The sequence below is a fragment of the Mojavia sp. genome, assembly GCF_059505145.1.
Genome location: NZ_JCACKA010000010.1, coordinates 141621 through 154585, shown reverse-complemented (window position 1 = coordinate 154585; position 12965 = coordinate 141621). Strand labels below are relative to the sequence as shown.

At 35.1% G+C, this 12965-nt stretch carries 12 protein-coding genes; 4 read left to right on the top strand and 8 right to left on the bottom strand.

What is annotated here, in order from left to right; translation table 11 throughout:
• Positions 1-4: 4 nt before the first annotated feature.
• From rfbA to rfbD, 3 genes are all read left to right on the top strand, one after another.
• Positions 5-937 (top strand): glucose-1-phosphate thymidylyltransferase RfbA, encoded by a 933-nt coding sequence (gene rfbA / locus AC5JL8_RS01025; RefSeq protein ID WP_495877916.1) that lies wholly within the window; start codon positions 5-7, stop codon positions 935-937.
• Positions 938-1070: 133 nt separating this feature from the next.
• Entirely contained in the window at positions 1071-1616 is a 546-nt protein-coding gene (gene rfbC, locus AC5JL8_RS01020) for a dTDP-4-dehydrorhamnose 3,5-epimerase (RefSeq protein WP_495877983.1), read from the top strand.
• Positions 1613-2515 (top strand): dTDP-4-dehydrorhamnose reductase, encoded by a 903-nt coding sequence (rfbD, locus tag AC5JL8_RS01015; RefSeq protein ID WP_495877915.1) that lies wholly within the window; start codon positions 1613-1615, stop codon positions 2513-2515. Before rfbC ends, rfbD begins: the two co-directional genes overlap by 4 nt.
• 25 nt (positions 2516-2540) lie before the next feature.
• On the opposite strand, the gene AC5JL8_RS01010 is transcribed toward rfbD, so the two are convergent.
• A complete protein-coding gene (locus tag AC5JL8_RS01010; protein WP_495877914.1) occupies positions 2541-3551 on the bottom strand; it encodes an NAD-dependent epimerase in 1011 nt (336 codons plus the stop codon).
• A 444-nt stretch (positions 3552-3995) separates the two neighbouring features.
• Between AC5JL8_RS01010 and AC5JL8_RS01005 the strand changes: the two genes are divergently transcribed.
• Positions 3996-4562, top strand: a complete 567-nt coding sequence (locus AC5JL8_RS01005; RefSeq protein WP_495877913.1) for a YdcF family protein — start codon at positions 3996-3998, stop codon at positions 4560-4562.
• Here AC5JL8_RS01005 and AC5JL8_RS01000 read toward each other — a convergent pair.
• From AC5JL8_RS01000 to AC5JL8_RS00970, 7 genes are all read right to left on the bottom strand, one after another.
• The gene (locus AC5JL8_RS01000; RefSeq protein WP_495877912.1) at positions 4554-6656 is read right to left on the bottom strand and encodes a right-handed parallel beta-helix repeat-containing protein; all 2103 of its coding nucleotides are present in this window, start codon (positions 6654-6656) and stop codon (positions 4554-4556) included. The genes AC5JL8_RS01005 and AC5JL8_RS01000 overlap by 9 nt on opposite strands.
• Positions 6657-6827: 171 nt before the next feature.
• Entirely contained in the window at positions 6828-8078 is a 1251-nt protein-coding gene (locus AC5JL8_RS00995; RefSeq protein WP_495877911.1) for a glycosyltransferase family 4 protein, read from the bottom strand.
• 43 nt (positions 8079-8121) lie between these two features.
• The gene (locus AC5JL8_RS00990; protein ID WP_495877910.1) at positions 8122-8859 is read right to left on the bottom strand and encodes a glycosyltransferase family 2 protein; all 738 of its coding nucleotides are present in this window, start codon (positions 8857-8859) and stop codon (positions 8122-8124) included.
• A gap of 10 nt (positions 8860-8869) precedes the next feature.
• Positions 8870-10237: an O-antigen polymerase gene (locus tag AC5JL8_RS00985; RefSeq protein WP_495877909.1), complete on the bottom strand. Its 1368-nt coding sequence runs from the start codon at positions 10235-10237 to the stop codon at positions 8870-8872.
• Between the two features lie 19 nt (positions 10238-10256).
• Positions 10257-11159 (bottom strand): glycosyltransferase family protein, encoded by a 903-nt coding sequence (locus AC5JL8_RS00980; protein WP_495877908.1) that lies wholly within the window; start codon positions 11157-11159, stop codon positions 10257-10259.
• Positions 11128-11940 carry a glycosyltransferase family 2 protein gene (locus tag AC5JL8_RS00975; protein WP_495877907.1) on the bottom strand — a complete coding sequence of 271 codons (813 nt, stop codon included), beginning with the start codon at positions 11938-11940 and terminating at the stop codon, positions 11128-11130. Before AC5JL8_RS00975 ends, AC5JL8_RS00980 begins: the two co-directional genes overlap by 32 nt.
• Positions 11941-12094: 154 nt before the next feature.
• Positions 12095-12877 carry a methyltransferase domain-containing protein gene (locus tag AC5JL8_RS00970; RefSeq protein WP_495877906.1) on the bottom strand — a complete coding sequence of 261 codons (783 nt, stop codon included), beginning with the start codon at positions 12875-12877 and terminating at the stop codon, positions 12095-12097.
• Between the last annotated feature and the right edge of the window lie 88 nt (positions 12878-12965).

Sequence of the window (12965 nt, the reverse complement as noted above, 5' to 3'; positions counted from 1 at the left end):
CAAAATGAAAGGTATTATTCTAGCTGGCGGTTCTGGTACACGTCTGTACCCTATAACTTATGCTATTAGTAAACAATTAATGCCTGTTTACGATAAGCCGATGATTTACTATCCCTTGTCTGTACTGATGCTCGCAGGCATTCGGGAAATTTTAATTATTTCGACTCCTAATGATTTGCCATTATTTCAGCAACTTTTAAAAGATGGTAGCCAGTGGGGTTTGCAGTTTAGTTATATTGAGCAGCCGAAGCCAGAAGGGTTAGCACAAGCTTTTATATTAGGTAAAGATTTTATTGCTAACGAACCAGTATGCTTAATATTAGGTGATAACATTTTTTATGGGCATGGTTTGACAGAAGTCTTGGCTCGCTCTGCCACACTTACAGAAGGCGGATTAGTATTTGGTTATCAAGTGAAAGATCCAAGCCAATATGGAGTAATTGAATTTGATGAATCTGGACGGCTAATTAGTATAGAAGAAAAGCCTTTAATTCCTAAATCTAAATATGCTATTCCTGGCATATATTTTTATGATTCGCAAGTAGTAGAAATTGCTTCTAGTTTGAAACCTTCTGCTCGTAATGAGCTAGAAATTACAGATGTAAATTTAGCTTATTTGAGGCTAGGTCAATTGCAAGTAGAACTTTTAGGTAGAGGATACGCGTGGTTGGATACTGGTACTCATGAATCTCTACATCAGGCAAGTAATTTTATTCAAACTTTAGAAGAGCGGCAAGGTCTAAAAATAGCCTGTATTGAAGAAATTGCTTACCTTCAAGGATATATTGATTTCTCCCAACTTCGTCGGTTAGCTGAATCTATGGCTAAGAGTAGCTATGGTCGTTACCTCATGACAATTATAGAAAATGAGCAAAGCTCTGCAACCATAGAACATAAAAATGGGCAAGAATATTCTATTTTGACTAACTTTCATTAGGTTAAAATTCATTGGTACAATCAACACTAAAAGCTGAACCAGGCTTTACATAAATTTGTGTATTTAACATTTTTTGTCAATGAAATGCACTTTAATTGAGCAAAAAATTTTGTATTTAATTAAGGGTAAAGCGATGCAGGTTACACAAACAGAAATTCCTGATTTATTAGTGATTGAGCCGCAGGTATATGGAGACGATCGCGGTTTCTTTTATGAAAGCTATAACGAAAAGCTTTTGCTAGAAAAAACAGGAATTACTGAGCATTTTGTACAAGACAATCATTCGCGTTCTGCTAAGAACATCTTGCGTGGCTTGCATTATCAAATTCAGCAGCCTCAAGGAAAACTAGTGAGGGTGGTAGTAGGTTCAGTATTTGATGTGGCTGTGGATCTGAGAAAAAGCTCCAATACTTTCGGTCAATGGATTGGGACATATCTAACAGCCGAAAATAAACGGCAGCTTTGGATACCTAAAGGTTTTGCTCATGGTTTTGTGGTGCTTTCCGAATATGCTGAGTTTTTGTATAAAACTACGAACTACTATGCACCCCAGTATGAACGTACTGTGATTTGGAACGACCCGGATCTAGCGATCGCCTGGCCAATTCAAGAAGAACCAATCTTATCTGCTAAAGATAAATCTGGAAAGTTGCTGCGAGATGCAGAGGTATATGCATGAACATCCTACTGACAGGTGTAACTGGGCAAGTGGGTTGGGAATTACAACGCACTTTAATGACTATAGGTAAAGTAATTCCTGTAGGACGCAGCGCTAGTAAGGCAACTTTACAGATGGATTTGTCTCGGACAGACAGCATTCGCCGCACAATTAGAGAAGTAAAACCCGATTTAATTGTCAACCCTGCCGCTTACACGGCGGTAGATAAAGCAGAGTCTGAGCCAGAATTAGCAATGGCAATTAACGGTATTGCCCCAGGTGCGATCGCTGAGGAAGCAAAAAAAATAGGTGCAGCTATCATTCACTATTCAACAGATTATGTATTCGATGGTGCTAAACAAACTGCATACACTGAGCAAGATCAGCCTCATCCACAAAATACCTACGGTCAAACAAAACTAGCTGGTGAACAGGCGATCGCGGCTGTAGGCGTACCGCATTTAATTTTACGCACCAGTTGGATTTATGGTCTGCGAGGTAAAAATTTTTTACTCACTATGTTGAAGCTAGCTCAGGAACGTGAAGAAATCAAAGTTGTTGATGACCAAATTGGCGCACCTACTTGGAGTCGCATGATTGCCGAAGTGACAGCACAAATTTTGTCTCAATCTCCACATCATATATATGAGTTTCTTAATACTCAGGGCGGAATTTATCACTTAACAGCAAGCGGAAAGACTAGCTGGTATGGATTTGCCAAAGCAATTTTTGCGAATGATGTTAAGCATAGTGAGCGTAGAATGCAGAGGTTGATCGCAATTACCAGCCAAGAATATCCAACAGCAGCAAGTAGGCCAGCTTATTCTTTATTAGACAGTCAGAAGTTAACTAATAAATTTGGGCTGCTTCTACCAGATTGGCAAAAGAGTTTAGAGTTAGTTTTAGCTCCCAATGATTAGAGGTAATCAGCTTGCAGCTTTATCGTCAGATTTTGTAGTAAGAACGATACCAAGATACAAAGTTCTGAATTCCTACTTCAATAGGTGTGCTGGGCTTAAAACCAACATCCCGAACTAAATCATCCACATCTGCGTAAGTTTCAAGAACATCACCAGGTTGAAGCGGGAGCAGATTTTTTTGTGCCTTCATTCCCAGGCAATCTTCTAACACTTCAATAAAGTGTGTTAGTTCTACAGGTTGATTGTTACCAATATTATAAATCCGGTAAGGAGCATTACTAGTTCCAGGGTCGGGAAGCGCACTCGACCAGTTAAGATTTGGTTGAGGAATCTTGTCTAAAGCTTTGATTACTCCCTCGATAATATCACTAATATATGTAAAATCTCGTTTCATCTTGCCGTAATTAAATACATCAATAGGTTTCCCTGATAATATAGATTTCGTAAAGGTAAATAATGCCATGTCAGGTCGTCCCCAAGGGCCATAGACCGTAAAAAAGCGCAATCCAGTAGTAGGTAATCTATATAAATGGCTATAAGTATGTGCCATTAACTCATTAGCTTTTTTAGTAGCAGCATATAAACTCAAGGGATGGTCTACATTGTCATGGACGGAGAAAGGTATTTTGGTATTTGCACCATAAACTGAGCTAGAAGAAGCAAAGACTAAATGCTTAATTGCTGAATGGCGGCAAGCCTCTAAAATATTGATGAATCCTACTACGTTGCTATCAACATAAACATAAGGATTTTGCAAAGAATATCGCACGCCTGCTTGGGCTGCCATATGCAAGACCCCATCAAATTCGTGTTGATTAAAAATTTTAAATATTTTCTCTCGGTTTTCTAAATCTACTTGATAAAAAATAAAATTACTTTTTTCTTGCAGTAAAGCTAAACGGTCTTTTTTAAGAGTAACGTCGTAATAATTGTTGAGGTTATCCAAACCAACAACTTCATCACCCCTATTCAATAAATTCTGACTCAAATGAAAGCCAATAAAACCCGCAGCACCTGTGACTAAGACTTTAGCCATATCTTCTCCGTAATAAGTTAATAAAGTTTATGCTGGCCAAAAATAGAATTGAGCCATATCTAAAATATTCAATAAAGAAGGTATGGCTAAAATTATTTTGGATTAAGAATAAAATTCACATCCTTTATACTCTGCCTGCATGAACAAAAGCAAAATTTTTTCCAGTGCTAATATCCATATAAGCTTGAGCGCTGACCGTCAATTATATTCCATACTCCAGCTGAACTTTATAAATATCCCCAGTAGACTCATGCAAAAACGGCTAAATTCTGAATGGCTGTAATTCTTTTATAATGTTGACATCTCTACTATTAAGGGATAACGCCTTAATAGACCTTTTACATAAGCCTGTGTTTTTTATATCGAACCACAGATGAACAAACACGGTAGCCTCTTAGGAGGCTACTTTATAAGTTTTAGTTTTCTTAAGTGCCATATAGTTAGATGAAACGCAGATTGAGATTAGTTTTGCTGATTTTAGCGATCGCGTTGGTTTGGGCTAGTATAATTCCTACTAAACTAGCGATCGCCCTCTACCAAGCGCCAAGCCCACAAGCAATTTTTGTCTTGGGAGGAGATTTTGCTAGGATAGAGTTTGCTGCAAAATTTGGGCAATCTCATAATAATTTAAATATTTGGGTTTCTGATGTCACCTCAAATCTGGAATTTAATCGTTTGATTTTCCACAAATTTGGTGTCCCGGATCAACGGTTGCGGTTGGATGGTCGAGCAACAGATACGGTGACTAATTTCACTACCTTGGCAGCAGATTTTGTGAAACAGAAATTAGAGCATATTTATTTGATTACATCGGATTATCATATGCGGCGGGCACGGGCGATCGCAACTATTGTTTTGGGTAGCCAAGGAATAGCAGTCACTCCAGTCGTAGTACCTTCACCACTAGATAAATCAGAATCTCTAGTACGAGCGTTGCGAGATTGTGGGCGATCAATTTTGTGGATTTTGAGCGGGCGGAGTGGTGCAAGTTATAACCAGCGTTTAAGGTGATTTGGTGAAATTTTTAAACCCCAATTTAAATGCAGGAGAATTCAGTTTCAACCGAAAGTCATCGCGATCGGGAGCAACAAAGAATGGGTTAGCAATGAGAGAATTTTTATCCCTGCCTTTTTTCTGCCATTCTTGCCAGGACAGTTTACCAAAGCGAATATTACCCTTCCCTCTATACCAATAAAGATTACGGTCTAATACATAATTAGAATCATCCCAACTACCTTGGCTATCCAGAAGTTGTCCCTGATTCCAGTAAATAATATTACCTACAAAAGTAAAACTTAAATGACCTTCTGGTCTTGATCTGCGAATTTGTGCAAATCTACCAAAAGCAAAAATATTATTACGAATTGAGTTGTCTTTACCGTAGTGTAGGTGAAATCCTGCGTCTCTAGTACGGTAAACCAAATTATTTTCTACTAAAATTTGCGAACTACCTTCATCTAAATAAATACCCCAAGCTCCAAATCTGTAAGCATCAATATCATGAATAATATTGCTACGAATTATTGTTCCTGGTTGCACACCTAACGTATAAATTCCACCTTTATCATTTAACAAAGGGCCATCACCATTTGAGAGCCGACCGATATGATGAATATGATTAAGCTCAATAATATTGTTTTTAGTCGGGCTAGCTTGATAACCCCAAGTCCAGCCAACTGAAATTCCTGTGTAGTAAAAATCATGAATGTGATTTCTACTGATTAAGTTATTCTGTGCATTCATTACTAAAATGCCTACTGCACTATGGAACATCTTGCCTCCATTGTGAATATGACAGTTAATAATTTTAATTCCATCAACTCCTTGAGTAACTTTAATGCCTCCAGCCCCTAAATCAGAAAGTTGGCAATTAATTAATGAATTATTTGCACAGCCGTTAGCAAACTCAATGCCGTAATTACTGACATTCGTAATCTGACAGTTTTGCCAAGTGCAGTATCTTACTCCTTGACTATAAATTGAACCAGGAACGCCTTCTGCTGCCTGGCCAAAACCTACCATATAAGAATTGTTGGCATAGTACCACTCTGCATGGGCAAATGTCAGATTTTGAAATGATAGATATTCTATGAATTTGCTATTTTCAAGGCTACCTTGGAGGTCAACCAAACGAGACAGACGAGGAACAATTGCCTCTACTCTGGCCATATTTTCTCCAGGTAAAGGCATGTAATAAAGTTTGCCTGATTTCCTATCTAAATACCATTCACCAGGATTTTCTAAAACTTCTAAAGCGTTTTCCAAGTAATAAATTGAGGCAGCAGAAGACTGGGAATTACCAGGCTCCATGCTATGAAGACTGGGGCTAGCAAAGGCGACTATTCTTTGGTTTTCGTCGAAACCGGCAACTGCTAGTCGAGACTCCACCCATCGAGTCATAACTACTATCTCAGCGTTGTTAATGGTACTCCAATTTTTGAGATCGCCCTGACGATACTTAAACCGTGATTGCCCTGGAGCCACGGGGGAGTTGGGGGTAGCATCCGGTACTTCTGCAACTGGCAAGTAGCCCTTTTTAGGGTAACGGGCACGAGTTCGCCGTTGGTTTCCCACCCAAAGTTGTCGAAAGAACCATTCACCCTGGCGAACTTGAGGAATTTCCAGCATCCATAATCGTTTACCATTGATTACTACCTGTTGCCATCCCCGAAGACGCTGACCACCACTGATTATTGGTTTCTCATTTTGATAGGCTGTGTAAGTAATCGGACAATTTTGCGTACCAGAATCTTCTGGGGTGAATACTAATGGTTGGGCTAAAAAATATGTACCCCCCCTAATGAAAACAGTAACGGGTTGTTTCAGGATACCGCCTTGTTGACGCTTGAGTTCACTAATAGCATTGCGTGCTCGTTCCAGGGTTGCAAATGGCCCATCAGTTTGAGTTTTATTCCGATTTGCCAGTTTTCCTGTCCAAGCATCATTGCCATCAGGGGCAACATAAAAAATAGTAGATTTTATGCTATTAGATTTATTTGCAAAAACTGGTTGCTGCTGAAGTTTAGTGAATATAGAGCTAATAAATAAAGGAGAAGCAGTTAACCAACCCAATCCCATCCAAGCGAGAAAAGAGCGGCGATCCATATTTATTTTCTTTGATAAAAAATAATTGAACAATGTAATATAAATATGGCTGATTTTGGCGATCGCTTTTGTATTAGCTAATATTATTCCTGCTAAAGTTTGGCGAAAATTTGTAGCGATCGCCCTAAGTAATTTATAAAATTAAGCAAAAATTGCAAAAATTATTGCAACTTAAGAAGATATTGAAAATATTTCTTTAAACAATTTTTTATAAGCTTGATTAGTTTGAGCAAAACTATACTTAGTTCTAGCTACTTCTGCGGCTCTAATTCCCATTTCAACGCATAACTCACGATTAGTTGCTGCAAATTGAATGGTACGAACTAATCCTTCTATGTCACCTGGTTTAATTACCCAGCCTATGTTTTCTTCTCGAACAACTTCAGCTAATTCAGACCAATCATCTGCAACAGCAATAATGGGTTTTCCAGCGGCCATTTGATTATACATCCGACTAGGTACAGAAACACCTGCCATGCCTGGAACGTATGAAATTAAAGCAACATCTCCAGCATTCAGCGAAACAGATTGTTCAGAACGAGGTCTAGCTGATAGAGGGATAATACTCATATTTTGCAAGTTTTGAGATTTAACATATTCTTCCAGCCATTTCTTTTTTGCGCCAAAGCCTACAACCACAAAATGAATATTACCGTCAACTTGGAGAATTGTGGCTACCTCTGCTAAGTCTTTGATACCATGAGTTTTCCCCATGTTACCTGCATACAGAACGACAAAGCGATCGGAACATCCTAACTCTTGTAATAATGGATTATTGTCGCGATCGTCAGGTCTAACTGTTTCGTGTTCGGCCCAATTAGGAATTAAATAAATTTTTGAACTTAAATTTTCTATACTACTATTATTAGATAATTTATCTTTAACTATCTTAGTCATATCTCTACCCAAGGTAATTATTTTACTTGCTTGGGTATATAATAAAACGCTTACTCTACGACCTATTTTAGCTAGCAATGAAGAAGAACTACATAATCCAGCAGCAACAAGGACTTCAGGATAAACGTCATGAATTAACAAGATAAATTGACAATTTTTCAGCCATTTTAAAATTAGCGCTACAAAAGGCAGCAAAGGTGGATTTGTAACAACTAAAATAACGTCTCCATGCTGACAAAGCTTCCACGATTTCCCTAAAATTGATATTGATTGGGTGACTAAATTAACTAAGCGTCCCCAGAAAATATCTTTATTAAATAAAGTACTTTGACAACGAAATATTTCAACACCATCTTTAATTTCATAATTTTGATGATGTTCGCAATTTAAAAAATTTGTGGCTGGGCCCGTAATTACTTTAACTTCATATTCTTCAGATAAGCCTTCAGCAATCTTTGTTAAAATATACCCAGTTGATGTCTGTTCTGGAAAGTATAACTCACTTAAAATCCAGATTCGTTGCATATAAAAAACATTTTAAATAGTATATTTTTGTATTTTTAAATCTTCAAATATAATTTATTAATTTTTTATTTTTTAAAATTAGACTAATAACATTTTTAGCCAAAATCAATCGCCACTTTATCATTTGAGAAATTCCAGCATGGTTAAAAATTCCCCGGCCCGTGTTACTGGTATGCCTGCGGTGCTGTATTAGTGGTTCATTTATATAAAAAGCTTTGCCATAAATGCCATTAACTATGCCAATCCATATGTCATGCATTGGAGTATCATCTGGAAAAGGTAGAAAGAATTCCAGCATTTCTCTTCTAAAAGCTAAAGTACAACCATGATGCTTACTTTTAATCCAGTTAGAAATAGGATTAGCAACAAATTCTCCACGAATTTCAAAAAAAGAATCGGCTGTTATCTTACCTTTTTCATCAATAATTTGTGCATCACTCAGTACTAATGTTACATCAGGATGTGCTTGAAACACCGCTAAAATTTTTTGCACTTTTCCTGCAAGCCAGATATCATCTTGGTCACTAAGAAATATAATATCGCCACTTGCACTATTTAACGATTTTTCAAATGTTTTTACTACACCTAAATTAATTTTATTTTCTAATAAATTTATGCGTGAATCTTGAAATTTATTGATAACAGAAATAGTGCGGTCTACAGAAGCATCATTAACAATTACAACTTCATCAGCCGGCTGTAGCTGTTTTAAGATTGACTGTAATTGTTCCTCTAAATATTCTTGACCGTTATATACCGCCATGCATACTGAGACATTCATAATTTAATTTTTATTTTCCTGCTTGCTTAACAGAAGTAGATTTTGAAGCAAAAAATAATTGAACATACATGAAAATAGGAATGCCAATAATAACTGTACTATATAAAGATTCTAGCAATAAATTTGAATCAACAGGTAATTTCATAATTTGGTAAGCGCAGATCATATACAATAATAAATTTAATTGATGCGGTTTTTTGAGAACAAACAAAAGTAGCCGAGTTCTAATTACAGAAACTATATAACCAATTGTCAAACTAAAAATCCAAGACCCAAAAAAGCCAAAATAAATTAAACCTTCAATAGGATGCTGAGGATTTGCACCAAACCCCCCTGTTGTTAATCCGATTGCTTCTGAAATTATGCGCTCTCCCAGTGCAGTACTGTATTCACTCAATCTAAGTAGACTCAAAAGCGGATTGATACTATTAATTAGATAATCTATGGGATTATAATCAAAAACATTAATTAAATCATAATTGTAGAAATAGTAAAATACATCTCCTGCACCAACAAAGCGAACTAACAAAGCTTCAAATACATTTAAATATTGGACTGCAATTGAAGCTCTCCACAAAATGAATAATACAACACTAATGCCTAAAATAAATAATATTGAAATATAAAAATTTATTTTATAAATATGTTTAGTATTAAACTGCTTGTTTATTAAATAAATGTAAAAAACTAAATTTACAATCAGTAAAATTGCTCCTTTACTACCGCTCGATAAGGCTAAGAATATCAGAATCAACAGACATAATATCAAACTTAAATATTGATATTTACCAACCTGAATTTTAGGATTAAAAATTTTAATAAGAATTATTCCAATTGCGCCTGGTAAAAGTGCGTCATTTATTCGATAAATAAAACCAAAGCCGCCAGTACGAAACTCAACTTTTGCTACCTCGGCGTTTTCAGAAAATAATGGAACCGATCCATACTGTAAAAATAATATCGTATTAGCAGTTAAAAGAATAAATACACAAATATATAATATAATATTTAATTGCTTGGAATATTTTTTTAATATAGATATATTATTAATTAGCAAATCGTCTTTGCTATAGTCTAGGTTAATTAAATTAGAAAAATTATTAGGTTGAGAACCTAATTTTTTGTTTCCTAATATTAGTCCTGTTATAAAAAATATATTTGATAAAATAAATGTGATTAAATACACAAAATATATTTGCTCGTCAAAAAACAAATACATAACAAATGCAATACTAAATGAATTAAAAACCAGATATGTGAATAGTGGATCGAACCAGGCAAAAATAAGCTTTCTTAAAATTAAGACTTGTGCTGCTAAGGCCAAAATCACAAGAGGTATATAAAAGTAAAAATTTATTGATAATATGTACTCTGTCATACTTAAGTGTTTCACCTAATTAAATTAAATGTTTAATTTTTAATTTTATGCTCTGAAAATATGGTTTAATTAAATTAATATAAAAAATATAAATAAATCGATAATTGTTAAATTTAACTGATAATTTACAAGAACGGACTAAAGAAAAAAACAAAAGTATAAATGCATCTATATGGATTTTAGTCAGTACTTGAATACTTTCACAATATCTACCGAATCTATTTAATGCAGCCTCCATGCTATCTTGTTGAGAGGAAAATCCATGTAGACACTTAGTATTAATAAGGAAAAAAAAGTTATTAATTTGCTTGTACCTATCTATAAACTCAAAATCGCTGAAATCAAGTTTTAAATCTTCATTGTAACCACCTACTTTCTCAAAAATATCCATATTTATCAATAGACCACTATTTAATAGTGAGATATTTTTAGTATTATGTAATCCTGGTACAATATTTTTGAGGGGAAATCCTCTTCTAAATGCATATTTACAAGGTGAATAAAGTTCACCTATATCCGAAGTCAAGATGGGTGCGAACAGAAATGAGTTACGGTTGCTGTATACTGCTTGGTAGTACTTTAGTAAAGCATCTGGTTCAAATTTAGTATCTTGATCTAGCAGCAATAGCCACTGCTTATCCATTTGTCTACCAACTTTATATCCTGTATTATATGCTTTACCTACCCCAGGATTGGTTTCATCATAAATATAATTAATATACCAATTTTGATAATCCATTTCCTTTGGATTTAGCATTGGCAAAGGGCTATTATCGTAAATTAGAATGTCTAAGGTAGAAGAGTTTTTTTCTAAGCAATAGCTTAATGATTTAAAAGAGTCGGAATGATTTAGATCAGTTTTATAAAGTACTAAAACAACTAAAAGTTTTTTAAGAAAATATTGAAATTCTGCGGAATCCATACTTCGTTCCTTGGTAGAGGTAGTAAATTGCGGCTAAAACTTTCCAAATTATTCCAAAATTTTTTTCGATAATTTTTAAACATTCATGAATGTATAGCTTACTTGTTAAGCCATCTGGCAAAGCATATGCAATGAATGAATCTGAAAAGACGAAATTCACCCCATCATTAAAAAGCCTTGCATTAAAATCATAATCTGCATAAACTTTGTACTGCGTATTAAATGGAGGAACCATGGAAAGCGATTTATGGATAAGTAATGCTTGGTGGTGCAGAGTGTTTCCTAACTTAAGTTTCCAACCAGACGTTGATTTAAAAAAACCATTATCCCCCAGGCTTACTCTGCCAAAAATAGCTTTATTAGAGTACATCTGATTCACCGTTGGCAAGCTCAATATTAAATCACCTGCACCTAAAAAGAGAATATGACTGTTATCATCTGCTACAGCCCATCCCTTATTCATTGCATCATAAATACCCTTATCTGGTTCACTAATCCAATATTCAATATCGGTTTCGTATTTCTTAATTATTTTTAGAGTATTATCATTACTTCCACCATCTATTACTATATAACTTATATGTTCATTTTTTTGTTTAATAACACTTTTAATAGTATCTTCTATGTGCTTTTCGCCATTAAAGACAACTGTTATAATAGTAATTAATGGCTGGTTAATTTGAGATTTTTTCTGATAATCATGACTTAATCTCAGCCCACCTTCTAGGCATTGGGGATAGTTTTTTTTGCTGTCATATTCTGTTGCGCTAGGAATTTCCATAAAATTAGCAACGCCTCATTAGTTATTACAATATTTAATTATTATTTTAATAAATGCTAAAGAGTGAGGTACAAAAAGTAACTAACCAAGCATTAACATATATAAATTTGTACCCCATTACATTAGTAAATGCTATAAACATGAGGATTTAAAATCAAGTTTTTCTGAGAATTATAATAAATTCACTAGCATTTTCTTGCGATAGTTCAATTTTGAAAGGAAGTAATAAAGTACGTTGACAATAGAAGAGCATTTCTAAAAATTCCACTTGAGTCCATACATGGAAGTGAATACTGTAGTCAATGGAAATTAGATGTTGAACTGATGTTGATAAATCTTCTTCAGAAACTTTTTCTACTAATCTACTCCACTCTTCAAAATGAGATAATTTTGACCATTGAGGCCCCTCCGTATAGTCACGAATTAAGTGTTCTAGCGATGTGACAGGGCGACTAACATCAAAAGTATACCGTTTGTCTGGCACAGCCATATAAAGTATTCCACCAGATTTCAGCACTCTCAAGTGCTGTTCAATTGTACCAATGGGATTTTGGCAATGTTCAATCATGTGATTTGCAATCACAAAATCAAGGGAACAATCTGCTATGGAACCAAGGGTTTCTCCATCATCAATAATATCAACTTCTACTAATTGATAATTTGCTAACTCTGGATATTGCTTTCTAAGTTCAGCAACAGACATGCGATCAACATATCGAACTTTAGCTGTAGCAGGAACTTCTAGAGGAGAATGCAATGCTCCAATCTCTATTCCCTCCCCAACTAAATAGCGAGCAGAAATTTTCCTACGCACTGTTTTATCCTTTGATACAATGCGTCGATATAAAAGCTGAACAGTTCCTTTTAGACCTTGGTTGTTGGCAATTGATTTCAGCTTATCAAGCTTTGTTATAACTTCAAAAAGATTGGTTTTCATGATAATATATTGTTGTGATTTGACTTTATATCTGGTTTTTTCATCTTTTAAGAATTAGATAAATAACTGACTTACAAAATATATAACT

What these genes read in the sequence shown, in the direction of transcription:
- rfbA (WP_495877916.1), top strand. Translation starts at nt 5, where the DNA reads ATGAAAGGTATTATTCTAGCTGGCGGTTCTGGTACACGTCTGTACCCT.
- rfbC (WP_495877983.1), top strand. Translation starts at nt 1,071, where the DNA reads ATGCAGGTTACACAAACAGAAATTCCTGATTTATTAGTGATTGAGCCG.
- rfbD (WP_495877915.1), top strand. Translation starts at nt 1,613, where the DNA reads ATGAACATCCTACTGACAGGTGTAACTGGGCAAGTGGGTTGGGAATTA.
- AC5JL8_RS01010 (WP_495877914.1), bottom strand. Translation starts at nt 3,551, where the DNA reads ATGGCTAAAGTCTTAGTCACAGGTGCTGCGGGTTTTATTGGCTTTCAT.
- AC5JL8_RS01005 (WP_495877913.1), top strand. Translation starts at nt 3,996, where the DNA reads ATGAAACGCAGATTGAGATTAGTTTTGCTGATTTTAGCGATCGCGTTG.
- AC5JL8_RS01000 (WP_495877912.1), bottom strand. Translation starts at nt 6,656, where the DNA reads ATGGATCGCCGCTCTTTTCTCGCTTGGATGGGATTGGGTTGGTTAACT.
- AC5JL8_RS00995 (WP_495877911.1), bottom strand. Translation starts at nt 8,078, where the DNA reads ATGCAACGAATCTGGATTTTAAGTGAGTTATACTTTCCAGAACAGACA.
- AC5JL8_RS00990 (WP_495877910.1), bottom strand. Translation starts at nt 8,859, where the DNA reads ATGAATGTCTCAGTATGCATGGCGGTATATAACGGTCAAGAATATTTA.
- AC5JL8_RS00985 (WP_495877909.1), bottom strand. Translation starts at nt 10,237, where the DNA reads ATGACAGAGTACATATTATCAATAAATTTTTACTTTTATATACCTCTT.
- AC5JL8_RS00980 (WP_495877908.1), bottom strand. Translation starts at nt 11,159, where the DNA reads ATGGATTCCGCAGAATTTCAATATTTTCTTAAAAAACTTTTAGTTGTT.
- AC5JL8_RS00975 (WP_495877907.1), bottom strand. Translation starts at nt 11,940, where the DNA reads ATGGAAATTCCTAGCGCAACAGAATATGACAGCAAAAAAAACTATCCC.
- AC5JL8_RS00970 (WP_495877906.1), bottom strand. Translation starts at nt 12,877, where the DNA reads ATGAAAACCAATCTTTTTGAAGTTATAACAAAGCTTGATAAGCTGAAA.